We start from the raw sequence: 18,246 nt of genomic DNA, 5'->3' as shown, positions 1-18,246 counted from the left end.
TTTGATATAATAAAAAGTTTGATTTTTTTTAAAAAAAGTGTAATTTCATCTTAATTATAAGGAGAGCGAAAATGTTTAAAAATGCAAAAATAGGGACCAAAATCATCTTTTCAAGCTTGATGAGTTTTATTTTGGGTATTGTCATTTTAGTGATAATTACTAGCATACAAGTGCAAAATCAAACTGAAAAAGATGTTGAAAATTTGTTAATTGCAAATGTTAATCGCTATAGCAATTATATGCAGATTGATTTTCAAGAAACATCTATATCATTAAATGCTTTAAGTGGATTTCTTGCCTATGAATTTTCTAAAGGCAATTTTGATATAGAAAGAGTCACTGATGATATTGGAACTATATTAAATTCTGGTGGTTTTGTAACCCATGCTTTTTTATACATTCCTCAACCAACCGAGTTTCAAAAAAATATCAATTCAAAATTTATCACTCCAGATGGAAAATTTTTAGCTATATTTGATAGTTCTGTTCCAAGTGATGGCTTAAAAATTATCCAAGCAGACGATTTCACCAAAGATTGGTTTGAAAGTAACGGAGCCATCCAAAAATCTATCAATGAAAAAAAGATGAGTATAGGACTTCCACGAATTTATGAATTTAATCAAAATAAAATTTTTGGCACTAATATTGCTACACCCATTTATGATGCTCAAGGTAAAGTTATAGCAAGCATAGGTTTCATTCTCCCTTATGAAACTTTGAGCGGAATTTTATCCGAAAAAAGACTGGATATTTATAAAGGAAATTTAAGATTTGTTTTAAATGAAGATGGAAATGTGGCTATGCACATCAATAAAAATTTATGGGGCAAATCGCTTTATGAATATATTCCACAATTAAGCACCGAATTAATAAAAGGTTTTATCTCTAGCGGGAAAGAAATTCAATTTTTTTCAGATTATATAGGTTCTAATGGACTTCCAGCTTTTATGGCAATTAGAAAATTCAATATTCAAGGCACTTCAGATAATTTTTATATGGTAACCACTGCACCAAGAAGTGAAGTTTTGGCAAGTTTGTATAAATTACAATGGATAGCAGCTATTGTTGCAATTGTAATCATTTTAGCTGTTAGTGCTTTGATGTTTTTAATGATTTATAAAATCATAGCTTCAAGAATAGGAATTGTTTTGGATTATCTCCATCGTTTTTTCAAATACATCAACCACGAAACAAGCACAGCCCCTGCTCCTTTACCTATCAAAGCCAACGACGAACTCGGTCAAATGGCAACAGCCATCAATGAAAACATTCGTCAAACCAAACTAGGTTTTGAACAAGACAATTCTGCTGTAAAAGAATCTGTAGAGACAGTAAGCATTGTCGAATCAGGAAATCTCACAGCAAGAATCACAGCCAATCCAAGAAATCCTCAACTCGTAGAACTTAAAAATGTGCTCAATCGTCTCTTAGATGCTCTACAAAGTCGAGTGGGAAGTGATATGAATATCATCCACGATATTTTTGAAGAATACAAACACTTAGACTTTAGAAATAAAATAGAAAATGCCACAGGAAATGTTGAGGTGACAACCAATGCCTTAGGAGAAGAAATCATTAAAATGCTCAGACAAAGTTCAGAATTTGCTAATGCCTTAGCAGGAGAAAGCACTAAACTCCAAACAGCAGTCCAATCTCTCACCTCTAGCTCTAATTCCCAAGCAGCTTCTTTAGAAGAAACCGCTGCAGCCTTAGAGCAAATCACTTCTTCTATGCAAAATGTCTCTCAAAAGACTAGTGATGTTATCACTCAAAGTGAAGACATTAAAAATGTTACAGGCATTATAGGAGATATAGCTGACCAAATCAATCTCCTCGCTCTTAATGCTGCCATTGAAGCAGCACGTGCAGGAGAACATGGACGCGGCTTTGCTGTTGTGGCTGATGAGGTAAGAAAACTTGCTGAAAGGACTCAAAAGTCTTTGAGTGAGATAGAAGCCAATACAAATTTACTTGTGCAATCCATCAATGATATGGCTGAAAGCATTAAAGAACAAACTCAAGGCATCACTCAAATCAATGAGAGTGTTTCACAGATTGACCAAAGCACAAAAGACAATGTTGAAATCGCTAATGAATCTTCTATCATTGCTAATTCTGTTAGCACTATAGCAAACAATATCCTTGAAGATGTGAATAAAAAGAAATTCTAATACAAACCCTAGAAGCTTTCTAGGGTTTATGCTATTGAGTTATATAAAGAGTATTGAGATAAATAATTCATTCATTTAAATGATTTTAAATTCATCTCATATAAATTAAATCGATTGTTTTTTATATCTGTGAAACGTCTTAAAGAATTTAAGATGTTTCGTAAAGTAACAAATTTAAATTCACTCCCTATCAAAAATCTTAAAAAATTTTGACATCAATGAGAGACTGCCTCCGAAGCTCCTATGCCTGTTTTGGCTCTAAAATCAAAAGCCTTATATCCTTCTTTATCGATTTGAGCTCTTTTTGATTTATCAGTTATAGAGAAAAACCATAACAAGAAAAAAGTAAGAGGTATTGAAAAAATCGCAGGATGGTCATAAGGAAAGATAGCATTTTTGAGACCAAAGGTTTTTTCCCACATACTTGGACTTAAAAATACAAAGCTCACTACAGCCAATAATCCCAATAAACCTCCTAAAAACACTCCTCTTGAGGTTAGACCCTTCCAATAAATGCAAAGAAGTATGATAGGAAAATTCACACTACCAGCTATACCAAATATAAGCCCAACCATAAAGGCGACATTGATATTTTCAAAAACAAAGCCCAAAACTATAGATAAAACACCTAAGATGATAGTCGCGATCTTACTCACTGCCATTTGTGTCTTGCCATCAGCCTTTCCACTCTTGAAAGTTTGTGTGTATAAATCGTGTGCAATGGCTCCTGCTCCACTGATACAAAGCCCAGAAACCACTGCCAAAATCGTTGCAAAAGAAACAGCTGAAATAAAAGCAAGTAAAACATTGCCCCCTAAAACTTCAGCTAAGATAATCACAACCATATTTGTAGCTCCTGTAAATTTACCTGCTTCATCAACATATTGTGGATCGCCTAAAACAAAGGCTATAGCTCCAAAACCAAGCACAAACATTAATAAGAAAAAATAAGCTATAAATCCTGTCGCAAAGAAAGCAGATTTTCTAGCTTCACTAGCATTTTTAACCGTGAAAAATCTCATCAAAATATGAGGCAAACCCGCTGTTCCAAAAGTAACCGCAAGTCCTAAAGAAAAAGTAGCGATAGGGTCCTTGAAAAAGACACCCGCTTTCATAATATCAGCACCTTTTGGGTGATTATTAATGGCTAAATCAAAATAATACTTCAAATCAAAATTTGACATATAAAGTATCATAAGTGCCATAAGTGTTGTGCCTCCAAGCAACAAAGAAGCTTTGATGATTTGCACCCAAGTCGTTGCGTGCATACCTCCAAATATAACATAACACATCATCAAAATTCCCACAAAAACAACCGCTAAAGAATAAGGCAAACCAAATAGAGTTTGTATGAGCTGCCCTGCTCCAACCATTTGAGCAATCAAATATAAAATTACAATGGTTAAAGTGCTTAATGCCGCTACAATCCTAATAGGTTTTTCTTCTAATCTTAGAGCAATAACATCTGTAAAAGTAAATTTTCCCAAATTTCTAAATCTTTCAGCAATCAAAAACAAAATCACAGGCCAAGCTATAGTCCAACCTACAGGATAAATCAAAGAATCAAAGCCATAAGAAAAAATAAGAGCGGTAAGCCCCAAAAAAGCCGCTGCACTCATATAATCACCCGCAATAGCTAAACCATTTTGAAAACCCGATATTCCTCCACCTGCTGTAAAGAAAGCTTCTGTGGAATGAGTTTTTTTGTTTGCAAAATAAGTTATGATTAAAGTTGCAAGGACAAAAAGTATAAACATAACAACTGCTGTAATGTTTAAAGGAGCCTTTTGAACCGCCTCTGCTGTGCTGTCTAAAGCCGCACCATATAAAGAAATATTGATACAAAAAAATGCCGGTATAAAGATAAATTTTTTCATTTTATCCTTCCTCAATAATAATTCCTGCTTTTCGCATTTTTGAAATCAGCTCTTTTTCTTTGCTATCCAAAAAGAAATTTGCAACAAAAGTATAAATTCCTGTTCCTAAAACTCCTAATAATATAGAACAAATTCCAAAGACTATACCTAAAGTTACAGGCGAATCTCCTATATCTGTAGATAGAAAATCGGGGAAAAATCCAACGAGAATTAAAAAACTAAAATAACAGCCGAGTATGATTATAGTTAAAAACAAAGAAAAATTGATTTTAAACCTCATAAAAGCTTCAAACTCTTCATAAATCTTTCTTTGCTCCTCGTTTTTTGGTTCGCAATAACTTTCTTTACACAACATTTTTTCTCCTTCATAGTAAGATTAGATTACAAAACAAACAAATCGCTAAATTCATTAAAATTTGTATTTTCTAAATCTTGCTGATTCTCGCAAATAGCGATGATTCTTTCACATTGTTTTGGACTAAATCTTGTTGCAAGATTGGCTTTAAATTTAGCGATAAGCAAAGGAATTCCCTCTTCTCTTCGAACTCTGTGTCCTATAGGGTATTCAACTTCTATTTTATCGGTTTTTGAGCCGTCTTTAAAAAACACCTGCACAGCATTTGCTATGCTTCTTTTATCAGATTCTAAATATTCTTTAGTGTATCTTTCATCAACCTCAACAATCATTTTAGCCCTTAAAGCATCAATTCTTGGGTCTTTTGCAATATTATCTTCATAATCATCAGCATTCAATCTTCCAAAAATCAAAGGCACAGCAACCATATATTGTATGCAATGGTCTCTATCAGCTGGATTTGCAAGCTCTCCTGTTTTATTTATGATTCTATGCCCTGATTCTTGAGTTGTGATGATGATTTTTTCAATTTCATCCAAACGATTTTTAACCTCATCGTGCAGTTTCAAAGCTGCTTCAACAGCAGTTTGAGCGTGAAATTCGGCTGGAAAAGAAATTTTAAACAAGACATTTTCCATAACATAACTTCCAAATTCTTGAGGAATGCTAAGTTTTAATCCCTTCATTTTCACATCTTCATAGCCCCAAAATTTTGCACTCAAAGCCGAAGGATAGCCCATTTCACCGGTTCTAGCCTTAAGAGCTAAATCCACCCCTCTGCTTGAAGCATCCCCTGCTGCCCAGCTCTTTCTTGAACCTGTATTTGGAGCGTGTCTGTAAGTCCTTAAAGCCCCGCCATCAATAAAAGCATTTGAAATTGCATTGCGAATTTCATTAAAATCACAACCTAAGAGTTTAGCCGCCACCGCTGTAGAAGCGATACGAACAAGCAAAACATGGTCCATTCCTACTTTATTGAAACAATTTTCTAAGGCTAAAATTCCTTGAATTTCGTGAGCTTTTATCATGGCTTTTAAAACACAAGAGACCTTCAAAGGTGGCTTAGCCTCGCTTAAATTCTTACGACTTATATAATCAGCTACCGCCCAAATCGCACCTAAATTATCACTCGGATGTCCCCATTCAGCAGCCAACCAAGTGTCATTAAAATCAAGCCATCGCACCATAGCACCAACATTAAATGCCGCTCGTATTGGTTCGAGCTGGTAAGAAGTTCCGGGTATTTTTGCTCCCAAAGGTCTAAATTCCGCTCCTTCCACACTCGGACCTAAAAGCTTAGTGCAAGCTGGATATTTAAGAGCTAAAAGCCCACAACCTAAAGTATCCATCAAACAATATCTTGCAGTTTGCAAGGCTAAGGCACTTTTTATTTCATATTCATCAGTATATCTTGCAATTTTGGTTAAAAGCTCATCAAATTCTGGTCTTTTAGCCTCTAAAATTCCCATATCACTCATTTTTATCCTTTTTTATCTGTCTTGAATTTTTATAAATTTTCTTGGACTTGGTCCTATATACTCACTACTTGGACGTATGAGTTTATTGTTAGCTCTTTGTTCTTTAATGTGAGCACACCAGCCACTGACTCGACTCATAATGAAAATCGGTGTAAAATAAGCCGTTGGAATGCCCATAAAATGATAGGCTGAAGCACTATAAAAATCTGCATTTGGAGGTAAATTTGGCTTTTTTTCTTTCATTAAATTTTCAATCGCTTCACTCACCTTAAAAATCAAAGTCTCCCCACCTAAATGTTTAGACCATACCTTAATCAAAGCATTTCTAGGGTCTCCTCCGAGTCCATAAACTCTATGTCCAAAGCCCATAAGCAATTCTTTATTTTCAAGTTTGCGATTGACACCTTCAATAGCCTCTTCAACACTTGAAAAGCTTTCAATCAAGCCCATAGCTGCTTCATTAGCACCTCCGTGTAAGGGTCCTCTTAAGGCTCCAATGGCTGCGGCCACAGCACTAAAAATATCGCTTTTAGTTGAAGCACAAGTCCTTGCTGTAAAGGTTGAAGCATTAAATTCGTGTTCTGCATATAAAATCAAAGAACACTGCATCGCTTTAATGAAATCCTCTTTTGGATCTTGCTCTTGCAGTTTTTCTAAAAAATATCCTGCTATGCTCTTTTGATTTGAGTTAAAATCTATCTCTTTGCCAAAATGGACAAAATGATGCCAATAACAAAGCACAGAAGGCAAAATTCCCAAAAGACGTATAATCTTTTCATCTTGATTGCTAAAATCCTCTTTTTCTGCTTCTAAAGCTCCTAAAGCTGCCACCGCTGTTTGCATTAAATTCATAGGGTGCGTTTCTTTTGGAATGGCTTTTAAAATGGTTTTTAAATTTTCACTCAATTCTCTTTGAGCTATGATTTTGTTTTTGTATTCTTCTAATTCTTTAGAATTTGGTAATTGAGCGTATTGAAGAAGAAAAGCTATCTCTTCAAATTCAGCATGATTTGCTAAATCTTCAATCGCATAACCATAATAATTAAGACCATTTCCAAGCCCACAAGTGCAAATCGCACTCTCTCCGGCTACCACTCCTGCTAAACCACCGGTTTTTTTCTTTGCTTCACTCATACTCATTTTTTTCCTTTAAATAATTCATCAAGTTTGTTTTCATAGGTGTAATAATCGAGCATCTCATAAAGTTCCTCTCTCGTTTGCATTAATTCAAGCACATCTTTTTGATGTCCTTTTTTGAGTATGCTCTCATAAACTTCTACAGCTGCTTTATTCATTGCCCGATTTGCTGAAAGTGGATAAAGCACCATAGAAATGCCAACTTCTTTAAGTTCTTTAGTTGTAAAATACGGAGTTTTACCAAATTCAGTGATATTAGCTAAAACAGGGACTTTAACAAGTTTTGTAAATTGAGCGTATTCTTCTAAAGTATGGATTGCTTCTGCAAAAATCATTTCAGCTCCAGCTTCAACATAGGCTAAGGCTCTTTCTATCGCTCTTTCTTGTCCCTCCATAGCGTGAGCATCTGTTCGTGCCATAATGACAAATTCAGAATCTATTTTTGCATCCATTGCAGCCTTAATCCTATCACACATTTCATCAATGCTTACAAGCTCTTTATTAGGACGATGTCCGCATCTTTTTTGTGCGACTTGATCCTCAATATGTGTTGCAGCCGCACCTGCACGAATAAGCTCTTTAATCGTTCTTGCTATATTAAAAGCTCCTCCAAACCCCGTATCCGCATCAACAAGCAAGGGAGTATCCACTCTACCACAAATGCGACGCACATCGATACAAACCTCCTCTAAAGCGATGATTCCTAAATCAGGCAAACCATAACTCGCACTTGCCACACCACTGCCCGAAAGATACAAAGCCTTATGCCCTATTTTAGTAGCTTGCAACGCAGAATAAGCATTCACAGCTCCTACGATAATCAAGGGCGAATTTTCCCTTAAAGCTGTTCTAAATCTCTTTCCTGCACTCATTTTTTCTCCTTAATTTGTGGATATCCTAAAGCATTAATAGCTTCTTTACAATGTTCTAAAACATTTGTATCTTCAATGGTCGGAGGGATATTTAAAGGCAAACCATCAGCAATTTCTCTTAAATTTTTTCTTAAAATTTTTCCACTCCTTGTTTTAGGTAGAGCATTGACTATAGTCGCGATTTTAAAACTAGCAACAGCTCCTATTTCGTGTCTTACCAAACGCACAATTCCATCAATAACGCCATTATAATCCCTCTCAATACCGCTTTTTAACACAACAAAACCCATAGGAAGCTCACCTTTTAAGGCATCATTGACTCCTATTACAGCACATTCGGCAACATCTGGATGTTTAGAAACAATTTCTTCCATTTCTCCGGTTGAGAGGCGATGTCCTGCAACATTAATGATTCCATCCATTCTGCCAAGCACATAAACATAGCCCTCTTTATCGATATAACCGGTATCTCCCGTAAGATAATAGCCCGGAAACTGGTCCAAATATCCCCTACGATACCTCTCATCATTTTCCCAAATTCCCATTAAACACGCCGGAGGCAAAGGAAGTTTAAGGCATAAGGCTCCTTTTTTTCCTGCGGGTAATTCTTTACCATTTTCATCTAAAACCTTAAGATTAAAGCCGGGCATAGGTTTTGTAGGGCTTCCCGGTTTAACAGCCATAGGTTCAAGCCCCATAGGATTTGCTGCTATTGCCCAACCGGTTTCAGTTTGCCACCAATTATCAATCACAGGTTTTTTTGTGATTTTTTCTATCCATTTAAGGGTGTCGCTATCACATCTTTCACCTGCTACAAAAATAGTTTTAAGGCTATCAAGATTAAATTTCTTCAGCCATTGTGCTTGGGGGTCCTCTTTGCGAATTGCACGAAAAGCGGTTGGTGCTGAAAAAAGCACATTGACTTTATACTCATCTATAATCCTCCAAAAAGACGATGGATTAGGTGTTCTAACAGGTTTTCCCTCATAAACAATCGTCGTGCAACCATTCATCAAAGGACCATAAACGATATAAGAATGTCCTACAACCCAACCCACATCAGAGGCTGTGAAAAAAACATCTCCAGCTTTTGCATTATAGATATTATCCATAGACCATTTCATAGCTACGGAATGTCCGCCATTAGAGCGAATTACGCCTTTTGGAGAGCCGGTTGTGCCAGAAGTATAAAGGATATAGAGCGGATCAGTTGCTAAAACAGGCACAGGATCAACTCCCCTTGCCTTTTCTTCTTCACTCTCCCAATCCACATCACGCCAAGGAAGCATACTTGCTTTATATTGCGGACGCTGCCAAATCAAACAAGTGGTAGGCTTGTGATTTGATTTTTTAATGGCTTCATCAAGGATAGGTTTATACTCAATGATATTGCTGATTTCAATCCCACAGCTTGTGCTTATAACAAGACGCGGTTTAGCATCTTCTATTCTAGAAGCAAGTTCATGTGCAGCAAAACCGCCAAAAACAACGCTATGAATGGCTCCAAGCCTCGCACAAGCAAGCATAGCAATCACCGCTTCTGGAATCATAGGCATATAAATGACCACTCTATCGCCCTTAACCACACCTTTATTTGCAAGAATTCCAGCCACTTTTGCAACGCGCTCTCTTAGCTGTTTGTAAGTGTATTTTTTCTTTGTATCCGTAACAGGAGAATCATAAATCAAAGCAACTTGGTCACCGCGTCCATTGTGAATATGCAAATCAAGGGCATTGTAACAAGTATTCATACAACCCCCAACAAACCATTTATAATGTTCATCACTATCATCAAGCACTTTATCCCATTCATTATACCAATGCACTTTTTTAGCCGCTTCAGCCCAAAATTTTTCAGGAGAATTTAAAGACTCTTGATAAGCTTGTTCATATGTCATAATATTCCTTTCTTTTATAAAATTTTAAATCATTATAAAATTTTTTATTTTTAAATAAAATGCAAATTTTTTTTAAAAAATGTGTTACTTTTAATCCAAAATATAAAAATTTGCACAATTTTTGTGCATTTTTAAAAAAAATGTAAGAATATTTATTTAAAATTTCTTGTAGAATTTTAAATATAAATTTTTTATATTTTTACCAAAAGTAACATTCTTAAAAAGGGGATTAAAAATTATGTTGAATTCTCAACAAAAATTGCTTGAAATTTTTAAAAAATCGGGTCTAAGCTTGAGTAAATTTGCAAATATTTTAGGCAAGGACAGAAGAACTTTAGTCAATTGGATAGAAAAGAAACAGACTAAAGAATTGGATTTAAAAACCAAAGAAAAAATTTGCGAATTTTTTCGCTATCCTCCACAAATTTGGGATAATGATGAAGAGATTAGTTTTTATAGTCTTTTAAATGGGATTAAAAACGAGGAATTAAAAATCATCGATGAGGGTTATGCGGGTGGTTTAAAATACATTTTTGAAAATGAAAATGAAGGTTCTCTCATTCTTCATCCTGCCTTTCCAAATCCTGCTTATAGAGATTTCATCGTGCCTTCTGTATATGATAATATCGACAGCAAAGAAGCTAAAATTTACAGACAAAAACGGGGCGAAAAAATGAGGGCTTATTCTTTTAGGACAAATGAATGGTATCCTATAAAATCTTTGCTTGAATTTTGCTTTTCTCCGATTGGAAGCTTTTACACTAAGGAGCAAAAAATTGCGATTTTAGAGCTTATGATTAAAACTTTTAAAGATAATTTAAATAAAACTTTATATTTCTTTGACTCTTATACTCAAAAAATTTATGGTTTAGATATGATTTATCTTTCAATCAATATTAAAGAAAATTCAATGTTTTTCAAAGCACCGCTTGAGATGTTTCTCATTGAAATTAAAAATTCAACTCTTGTGCATAAGATTCATCATCGCTATACAAATGCGAAAAAATGCCCCGCTCATATTGAACCAAAGGATGCATGTTTTATCATGGAGCTTTTAGAATCTTGCCTCAAAGAAAATCTTAATTTAATCCAAACCTGCGATTTAATCGATGAAAAAAGCCCCTATGGAAATCTTTTTAAAAAAACTTTGAGCATTAACTTTTAAATTTAAAAAAAATCAATTTATTTTTATCATATAAATATATACTTTTTAATGATATATCCTAAAAATACCTCTATTTTTTGTAAAAGTTTTGATATTAATTATTGATTATTTTTATAATTTTATTTAAAAATAATTTACAATTTATAATTAATTTGTTAGTAAAATAGTGCTTTATTATTGTTTTATTGTGTTTTTAATTATGATTTATATTATTGAAATTTATTTTATTTTTATTTTTGTTTTTGTAGAATTGTATCTGTTAAAAAACAAAAAACTACAAGGAAGGAGGAAATTAATGAAAAAGTTTCAAAAAATTTCATTAGTCTTAAGTTCGGTTTTGCTCTTGCCTCAAATTTCTTTAGCGACACCTTTAGATGAAGCGATTAAAGATGTGGATGTAAGCGGGTTTTTCCGCTATCGCTATGATAGTGCGAGTGGTAATTTCTGGCATAAAAGAGGTTTTCAAAATGGAGCTGGAATTTTAAGCAGACAAGAACATAATTGGCGTGCGATTTTAGGTTTTGACGCAGCAATTGCTGATAATTTTAGAGCTTTCATTGAGCTTGGTTATAGTGCAGCTGATGCGGGTTTTGGTGGCGACCCTATGGCAACAGGAGAGGCTCCGCAAGGGGCGGATACCACTTCACAATTTAATGTAAGGGAGTTTTTTCTCACTTACACAGCAACTGCACTCAACACTGATATAATCGCCGGTAAGCAACAAGTTGATAGCATTTGGACGGATAATAGCTTCGATGGACTTATCGGAACCGGGATAAAAGTTGTCAATACGAGCATTGAAGGGCTTTCTTTACTTGCTTTTGCGTTTGATAATTTTAATACGGCAAATAATGGCGATGAAGGCGATATATATAATGGTGGTGTTTGGGGAAATACTGCTTCTGGTGAGGCTATTTCTCCTTTTAACGAAAACCTTTACGGAGCTGCTGCATTAGGAAATTATGAAATCAATCATATAAGTCTAACTCCTCAACTTTGGCTTTCTTATCTTGATGATTCAGCCCTTTTTTACGCTTTTACCTTAGGAATTTCAACTCATTTCTTTGAAGACGTGCAGTGGAGTTTAGCTGCAGCTTATCTTGGAAATAGTGTGGATAATAAACTTAAAAAATATGTTGATTTTAGTAACAATAATTTCTTTGGTTTAAGCTCAACAATTGATTTTTCTGGTTTTGATGCGAGTTTAGGGGGTCTTTATTATGGAGATAAAAACCATTACACACTGACAACGCTTGAAGATTTAGGAAATTTAGGAGATTTTATAGCAGGAGAGGAAATCTGGTATAGTGATGGTTCTAAATTTTATGGAGATTTAGGGGAAAATGCTTTTGGTTTTATTAAAGCAGGATATACCTTCAATGAAGTTTTAAGAATAGGAGCGGATTTTGTATATGGAGGGACTAAAGTTGGCAATGTCAATTTTGCAAACAAAGAGGCAGGAAAGAAATTTGAAGCTGTTGCAAGAATAAGCTATCAATACTCTCCAAAGCTTTCTTTTGAAGCCTTTTATTCTTACTTGAACATCGATGCAAAGCAAGAAGAAGCTCATAAAAACTCGACAAGACTTCAGGTGCTTTATCAATTCTAAAAATATAGCTGGAATTCTCTTTACGACTAAAATAGATAGGAGCTTTTTAAATCAAGGAGCTCCTATCAAAATTTGGTTTTTAAATTTTTAAATCGCATAAAATTTCATCTTTATGCAGAATTTAAACAAAAATTTATCATCTTTGTTTTAAACTTTTAAAGCGTTTTAGAATTTTTGATTAAAGAAAGGCAGTAAAATGTGTAAAGATAGATTTTTTAGCTCTTTGATTTTAAAATTAACAAATACTCTTCAATTTTGGCGTTTCTAAACTCTTCTTTCATTTCTTTTTAATTTAATAATTTATTTCAAAGGTTTTATTATGCTTAGTCATCAAGCAAATTTTTATTACAGACAAATTTTAGACAAATACCCTAATTCGTATCTTGCGGAGGATTTGAATAAAACTATCATCGGGATAGATTGCGAATTTTTAGATGCGAATGAACTTTCTTTAAGCGAACTTAAAGCAAGATTTTATGAATGTGTGGCGAGAGAAAAACTCTGCGATTATGCGGGATTTTTCGGGGTTTTGAGTGCAAATTTTATCACTCTTTTTGAAAACTTACCAAAAAGCGAAAATAAAAATTATGATTATCCCTTATTTTTGTTTGCAAATGCTCGGGCTTATCTTGTCTTTGAAAAAAATAGCAAAATGTTTTTTAAATTTGGAGAGTCAAAATATTTTGATTTTTTAAAAGAGGATTTTAGTTTCGAAGAAAAAGACGCAGAATTTGAAATTTTAACTTCTTTAGAAGAAGAAAAAAAGCATTATTTTGAAATGATAGCTAAGGCTAAAGAATACCTTTTAAGCGGAGATATTTTTCAAGTTGTATTAAGCAAACAGCTTTGCATACAGCACAATATCAATCCTCTTAGTTTTTATGAGAGCTTAAGCAAACTCAATCCTAGTGCTTATATGTTTTATTTTCCTTCTCAATATGGCGTTGTTTTAGGTTCTTCTCCTGAACTTGTTTTGAGCATTAAAAATAAAGAAATTTTTGTCGCACCCATTGCCGGAACAAGAAATTTAAACGGAACAAGTGATATAGCTTACTTAGAAAAAGACCTTTTAAGCGATGAAAAAGAATTGAGTGAGCATAAAATGCTTGTGGATTTAGCTCGTAATGATATTTCTAAATTTGGAACAAAAACAAGGGTTGAAAATCTCTTTAGCATACTTAAGAGTAAATTTGTCATGCACATTGTCAGTGAGGTGTATGCAAAAATGAAAGATGAAGCCAATATTTTTGATGTTATTGGTGCAGTTTTTCCAGCAGGAACCCTAAGCGGGGCTCCAAAAATTAGAGCTTTAGAAATCATTAATGAATTAGAAAATTTAGACCGCGGTGTTTATGGCGGAGCGGTGGGATTTTTGAATTTTAATGAAGATGTGATTTTAGCAATTATCATTCGTTCGGCTTTTTTTAAAGGGGATAAAGCCTATATTGCAAGTGGTGGAGGTATAGTGCTTGAGAGTCAAAATGAAAATGAATATGCTGAAATTTGTGCTAAAAGAAAGGCTTTGCTTACAACTTTTGAGAATTTAGCAAAAAAGGATAAGAGATGATTTTATTGATTGATAATTACGATTCTTTTGTATATAATGTCAAAGCAATGCTTGAGAGCATTTCAAAAGATGAGATTAAGGTCGTGCGCAATGATAAAATTTCTTTAGAGGAGATTAAAAAACTTTCCCCGACGCATATTATCTTAAGTCCGGGTCCTAAACATCCTAAAGAAAGTGGAATTTGCCTTGAAATTTTTAAGGCTAAGCTCGAAATTCCCACTCTTGGAATCTGTTTAGGGCATCAAGCTTTAGGATTGAGTTTTAATGCAAAGATTCAAAGACTTAAAATTCCAAGCCATGCTAAAAATTCTCAAATACAACTTACAAAAGAAAGCGAATTTTTTAAAGATTTTCCAAAAAAATTTTCTATAATGCGTTATCATTCTTTAGAAGTAAAAGACTTAAGCGATGAGTTAGAACCTTTGGCTTACAGCGATGATGGAGTTTTAATGGCAATGAAGCACAAAACTTTACCTTATTATGGAGTGCAATTTCATCCGGAAAGCTATTTTAGTGAGTATGGTTTAAAAATTTTTTTAAATTTTTTGCATTCTTCTTACAAAGAAAAGGTTCAAAGTCAAAATTTTGTTCCCTATTTGCAAAAATTAAGTGAAAATATTCCTCTTGAAAGCGATGATTTTAAAGAACTTTGCAAATTGATAATGACTAAAAATTACGAGCCTTTACAGCTTGCAGCTTTACTTGTGCTCATCACCGAAAAATCTCTCAATCAAAAATCACTCACCGCTTTTGTCCGCAATATCTTAAGATATTCTAAAACTTTTAGCGATGATAGCGATATGATTGATATTGTCGGCACAGGAGGGGATGGATTTAAAAGCATTAATATCTCCACCACTTGTGCTTTTATCTTAGCAAGTTTGGGCGTAAAAGTTGCAAAACATGGAAATCGTGCAATTTCAAGTCAAAGCGGAAGCACCGATGTGCTTAGTGCTTTAGATATAGGCATACACACTCAATTAGAACAGGGTTTAAAACTCTTACAAACTGAAGGATTGAATTTTTTTCACGCCCCATTTTTTCATCCTTTGGTGGGCGAGCTTAGAGAAATTCGCACTAAACTTGGCATTAGAACGGTTTTTAATATTTTAGGTCCCTTACTTCATCCGAATTTAAAACTTAAATACCAGCTTGTAGGAAATTATCACGCCCCTGTGCATAGACTTTTAGCAGAGGTTTTAAAAACCTTAGGACGCAAAAGGGCTTTGGTTGTGCGTGGAAATGACGGAATGGACGAAATTAGCATTTGTGATGAGACAAAAATCTTTGAGATTAATCAAGGAGAGATTTTAGAATACAGCATAAGTCCTGAACAATTTGGCTTTAAAACTGCTTTTCATAATGAAATTTTAGGGGGAAATGCCGCACAAAATGCTAAAGATTTACTTGATACCTTAAGTGGAAAGATGAAGGGGGCGAAATTTGATATAGTCGTGTTAAATGCGATGTTTGCTCTTTATACAGCTGAAAGGGTTCAAACTCCTTTGCAGGCAAAGGATATAATCTTAGAAGCGATTCACTCGGGCAGGGTTTTGGAATATTTTAAAAATTATCAAAAAATGAGTCAAAAGAATGAAGCTTAAAATTTGTGGCATTAAAGATGAGCAAAATGCAAAACAATTGAGTGCTTTAGAGGTGGATTTTTTAGGGCTTATTTTTTCAAAAAGCCCAAGACAAGTGGATTTGAAAAAGGCTAAACGGCTTTGCGAAATCATTCATCAAAATTCAAAAAAGGCTATTGGAGTCTTTGTTGATGAGAGTTTGGATTTTATCCTTAAAGCGGTGGAGACTGCAAAGCTTGATGGGGTGCAAATTTATGATTTGATTTCAAAATCAATGTTTGAACTTTTTAAAGAAAAAAAGCTCTTTGTTTTACAAGTGATTCGAGTGGGTGAGAGATTAGAACTTCCAAACGCAATTTATGCGGATATGATTTTATTTGATACTAAGGGTCAATTTAAGGGTGGAAATGGAGTGCGTTTTGATTGGACCTTGTTAAAAAATTTCAAAAAAGATTTTGCAATCGCTGGAGGAATAGGACTTGAAAACATACAAGAGCTTAAGAAGCTTCAGCCAAAAATCGTTGATGTGAATTCTAAATTTGAAAACGCAGAGGGCTTAAAAGATGTTGAAAAAATCAAGCAATTTATAAGGGAGTTAAAAAAATGAAAAAAGCTTATTATGGAAATTTTGGAGGACAATTTTTGCCCGAAAGTGCTATGTTTGCTTTAAATGAGCTTGAAAATGCTTTTTTTAAATTTTCTCAACAAAAAAAATTTAAAAATGAACTTAAAAGACTTTTAAAAAGCTATGTAGGACGTCCTACTCCTTTGTATTTTGCTAAAAATTTAAGTCGTATTTATGGACATGAAATTTATCTTAAACGTGAGGATTTAAACCATACCGGTGCACATAAGATTAATAATGCAATCGCTCAAGCCCTACTTGCTAAGAAAATGGGTAAGAAAAAAATCATCGCTGAAACAGGAGCAGGACAGCATGGACTTGCTACAGCTACAGCAGCAGCACTTTTGGGTTTAGAATGTGAAATTTATATGGGAGCCATTGATGTGCAAAGACAGGCTTTAAATGTTTATAAAATGGAGCTTTTGGGTGCAAGGGTCAATGCGGTTGAAAATGGACTTAAAACCTTAAAAGAAGCTACAACCGCAGCCATTCAAACATGGGTGAATGATATAGAAAGACTTTTTTATGTTGTAGGAAGTGTTGTGGGTCCTTATCCTTATCCTATGATGGTTGCACATTTTCAAAGTGTGATTGGTGCAGAATGTAAGATTGCACTTAAAAAATTAAATAAAAAACCAGATTACATCCTTGCAGCAGTTGGAGGTGGAAGCAATGCAGCGGGAATTTTCAATGCTTTTATCAAAGATGAAAGTGTTAAACTCATCGGCATTGAAGCAGGGGGGCTTGGAATTGCAACTCCTTATCACGCAGCCACTTTGAGTAAAGGAAAAACGGGCATTATACATGGCATGAAAACCAAAGTTTTGCAAGATGATTTGGGAAATATCTTGCCTGTGCATAGCATTTCTGCGGGACTTGATTATCCGGGGGTTGGACCTATGCATGCACATTTGTTTGAAAGCAAAAGGGTGCGTTATGAAGCAATTAGCGATGATGAGTGTATGAAGGCTTTAAAATTGCTTTGCAAAAAAGAGGGCATTATACCTGCGATTGAAAGTGCCCATGCCTTAGCTTTTTTGGAAAAACTCTGCCCGACTTTAAAGAAAAAAAGCGTGATTGTTGTTAATTTATCGGGAAGAGGAGATAAAGATATACAAACAATTAGAGAATATAAAAAAGGAACGATTTATGGTTGATTTTAGGACTTTTTATAAAGAAAAAGCTAATGTAGCTTATATGGTGATGGGCTATCCTAATTTATCAGTGAGTAAGGAATTTTTAAAAAAATTAGATAAAAGTCCTATTGACATTTTAGAACTTGGTGTGGCGTATTCTGATCCTATTGCTGATGGGCAAATCATTGCAAATGCAGCATTAGAAGCTATAAAAGAGGGGGCGGACATTTATAAGGTTTTTGAGCTTTTAAAAGAAGTTAAAACTCGAAAAGCTTTGGTTTTTATGGTGTATTATAATTTGATTTTTTCTTATGGTTTAAAACATTTTGTTAAAGATGCAAAAAAAGTTGGAATTTCAGCCCTTATCGTGCCTGAACTTAGCTTTGAGGAAAGTGCTGAATTGAAAAAAGAATGCGATAAAGAAGACTTAGCTTTGATTACTTTAATCAGCATTACGACGCCTAAAGAAAGAATTGCCAAACTCGTTAAAAATGCAAAAGGCTTTATTTACCTTTTAGCTTCTGTTGGAATTACAGGCGGAAAATCTGCTCAAACAGAACTTTTAGAAGAAAAGATTAAAGAAATACGCTCTTTTACAAAATTACCCATTTTTGTGGGATTTGGAATTAAAAATAATCATGATGTTAAAAATATCCGCAAAATCTCCGATGGAGCGGTTGTTGGCACAAGTATAGTTAAACTTTTTGAGAGTGCAAATGTTGGAGAAATTCTAAAAGGTGTTAAAGAAATTTTCAAAAACTAACTTTTTAAAA

14 protein-coding genes are annotated in these 18,246 nt (G+C 34.3%); 8 read left to right on the top strand and 6 right to left on the bottom strand.

What is annotated here, in order from left to right; all coding sequences use genetic code 11:
• Positions 1-71: 71 nt before the first annotated feature.
• Entirely contained in the window at positions 72-2,171 is a 2,100-nt protein-coding gene (locus CCUN_RS08200; protein ID WP_085296680.1) for a methyl-accepting chemotaxis protein, read from the top strand.
• Between the two features lie 215 nt (positions 2,172-2,386).
• On the opposite strand, the gene actP is transcribed toward CCUN_RS08200, so the two are convergent.
• The 6 genes from actP to CCUN_RS08170 are packed head-to-tail and all read right to left on the bottom strand — an operon-like array spanning position 2,387 to position 9,788.
• On the bottom strand, positions 2,387-4,048 hold the full coding sequence (actP, locus tag CCUN_RS08195) for a cation/acetate symporter ActP (protein WP_027305736.1): 1,662 nt from the start codon (positions 4,046-4,048) through the stop codon (positions 2,387-2,389).
• Between the two features lies 1 nt (position 4,049).
• On the bottom strand, positions 4,050-4,403 hold the full coding sequence (locus tag CCUN_RS08190; RefSeq protein WP_084483679.1) for a DUF485 domain-containing protein: 354 nt from the start codon (positions 4,401-4,403) through the stop codon (positions 4,050-4,052).
• Between the two features lie 26 nt (positions 4,404-4,429).
• Positions 4,430-5,881, bottom strand: a complete 1,452-nt coding sequence (prpD, locus tag CCUN_RS08185; RefSeq protein ID WP_027305738.1) for a 2-methylcitrate dehydratase — start codon at positions 5,879-5,881, stop codon at positions 4,430-4,432.
• Positions 5,882-5,893: 12 nt separating this feature from the next.
• The gene (locus CCUN_RS08180; protein WP_027305739.1) at positions 5,894-7,021 is read right to left on the bottom strand and encodes a citrate/2-methylcitrate synthase; all 1,128 of its coding nucleotides are present in this window, start codon (positions 7,019-7,021) and stop codon (positions 5,894-5,896) included.
• On the bottom strand, positions 7,018-7,890 hold the full coding sequence (gene prpB / locus CCUN_RS08175) for a methylisocitrate lyase (protein WP_027305740.1): 873 nt from the start codon (positions 7,888-7,890) through the stop codon (positions 7,018-7,020). The genes CCUN_RS08180 and prpB overlap by 4 nt, the downstream gene beginning before the upstream one ends.
• Positions 7,887-9,788, bottom strand: a complete 1,902-nt coding sequence (locus CCUN_RS08170) for a propionyl-CoA synthetase (RefSeq protein WP_035175796.1) — start codon at positions 9,786-9,788, stop codon at positions 7,887-7,889. The genes prpB and CCUN_RS08170 overlap by 4 nt, the downstream gene beginning before the upstream one ends.
• 238 nt (positions 9,789-10,026) lie before the next feature.
• Between CCUN_RS08170 and CCUN_RS08165 the strand changes: the two genes are divergently transcribed.
• The 7 genes from CCUN_RS08165 (at position 10,027) to trpA (ending at position 18,236) form a co-directional block, all read left to right on the top strand.
• Complete coding sequence (locus tag CCUN_RS08165; RefSeq protein ID WP_027305742.1) at positions 10,027-10,953, top strand: helix-turn-helix transcriptional regulator; 927 nt, start codon at positions 10,027-10,029, stop codon at positions 10,951-10,953.
• Positions 10,954-11,248: 295 nt separating this feature from the next.
• On the top strand, positions 11,249-12,562 hold the full coding sequence (locus tag CCUN_RS08160; protein WP_027305743.1) for a major outer membrane protein: 1,314 nt from the start codon (positions 11,249-11,251) through the stop codon (positions 12,560-12,562).
• 319 nt (positions 12,563-12,881) lie between these two features.
• Positions 12,882-14,129 (top strand): anthranilate synthase component I family protein, encoded by a 1,248-nt coding sequence (locus tag CCUN_RS08155; protein ID WP_027305744.1) that lies wholly within the window; start codon positions 12,882-12,884, stop codon positions 14,127-14,129.
• Positions 14,126-15,733, top strand: a complete 1,608-nt coding sequence (gene trpD / locus CCUN_RS08150) for an anthranilate phosphoribosyltransferase (protein WP_027305745.1) — start codon at positions 14,126-14,128, stop codon at positions 15,731-15,733. The genes CCUN_RS08155 and trpD overlap by 4 nt, the downstream gene beginning before the upstream one ends.
• Positions 15,723-16,319 carry a phosphoribosylanthranilate isomerase gene (locus tag CCUN_RS08145; RefSeq protein ID WP_027305746.1) on the top strand — a complete coding sequence of 199 codons (597 nt, stop codon included), beginning with the start codon at positions 15,723-15,725 and terminating at the stop codon, positions 16,317-16,319. Before trpD ends, CCUN_RS08145 begins: the two co-directional genes overlap by 11 nt.
• Positions 16,316-17,494 carry a tryptophan synthase subunit beta gene (trpB, locus tag CCUN_RS08140; RefSeq protein ID WP_027305747.1) on the top strand — a complete coding sequence of 393 codons (1,179 nt, stop codon included), beginning with the start codon at positions 16,316-16,318 and terminating at the stop codon, positions 17,492-17,494. Before CCUN_RS08145 ends, trpB begins: the two co-directional genes overlap by 4 nt.
• A complete protein-coding gene (gene trpA, locus CCUN_RS08135) occupies positions 17,487-18,236 on the top strand; it encodes a tryptophan synthase subunit alpha (RefSeq protein ID WP_027305748.1) in 750 nt (249 codons plus the stop codon). Before trpB ends, trpA begins: the two co-directional genes overlap by 8 nt.
• The last annotated feature ends 10 nt before the right edge of the window (positions 18,237-18,246 follow it).

Origin of the sequence: Campylobacter cuniculorum DSM 23162 = LMG 24588, from assembly GCF_002104335.1 — a bacterium.
GTDB lineage: Bacteria > Campylobacterota > Campylobacteria > Campylobacterales > Campylobacteraceae > Campylobacter_D > Campylobacter_D cuniculorum.
This window is presented reverse-complemented; position numbering and strand designations above follow the sequence as displayed.

Bases quoted from the DNA above. Each gene is read 5' to 3' on its own strand.
- prpB (WP_027305740.1), bottom strand. From the start codon at position 7,890: ATGAGTGCAGGAAAGAGATTTAGAACAGCTTTAAGGGAAAATTCGCCC.
- CCUN_RS08200 (WP_085296680.1), top strand. From the start codon at position 72: ATGTTTAAAAATGCAAAAATAGGGACCAAAATCATCTTTTCAAGCTTG.
- trpD (WP_027305745.1), top strand. From the start codon at position 14,126: ATGATTTTATTGATTGATAATTACGATTCTTTTGTATATAATGTCAAA.
- CCUN_RS08170 (WP_035175796.1), bottom strand. From the start codon at position 9,788: ATGACATATGAACAAGCTTATCAAGAGTCTTTAAATTCTCCTGAAAAA.
- actP (WP_027305736.1), bottom strand. From the start codon at position 4,048: ATGAAAAAATTTATCTTTATACCGGCATTTTTTTGTATCAATATTTCT.
- trpA (WP_027305748.1), top strand. From the start codon at position 17,487: ATGGTTGATTTTAGGACTTTTTATAAAGAAAAAGCTAATGTAGCTTAT.
- trpB (WP_027305747.1), top strand. From the start codon at position 16,316: ATGAAAAAAGCTTATTATGGAAATTTTGGAGGACAATTTTTGCCCGAA.
- CCUN_RS08145 (WP_027305746.1), top strand. From the start codon at position 15,723: ATGAAGCTTAAAATTTGTGGCATTAAAGATGAGCAAAATGCAAAACAA.
- CCUN_RS08190 (WP_084483679.1), bottom strand. From the start codon at position 4,403: ATGTTGTGTAAAGAAAGTTATTGCGAACCAAAAAACGAGGAGCAAAGA.
- CCUN_RS08165 (WP_027305742.1), top strand. From the start codon at position 10,027: ATGTTGAATTCTCAACAAAAATTGCTTGAAATTTTTAAAAAATCGGGT.
- CCUN_RS08160 (WP_027305743.1), top strand. From the start codon at position 11,249: ATGAAAAAGTTTCAAAAAATTTCATTAGTCTTAAGTTCGGTTTTGCTC.
- CCUN_RS08180 (WP_027305739.1), bottom strand. From the start codon at position 7,021: ATGAGTATGAGTGAAGCAAAGAAAAAAACCGGTGGTTTAGCAGGAGTG.
- CCUN_RS08155 (WP_027305744.1), top strand. From the start codon at position 12,882: ATGCTTAGTCATCAAGCAAATTTTTATTACAGACAAATTTTAGACAAA.
- prpD (WP_027305738.1), bottom strand. From the start codon at position 5,881: ATGAGTGATATGGGAATTTTAGAGGCTAAAAGACCAGAATTTGATGAG.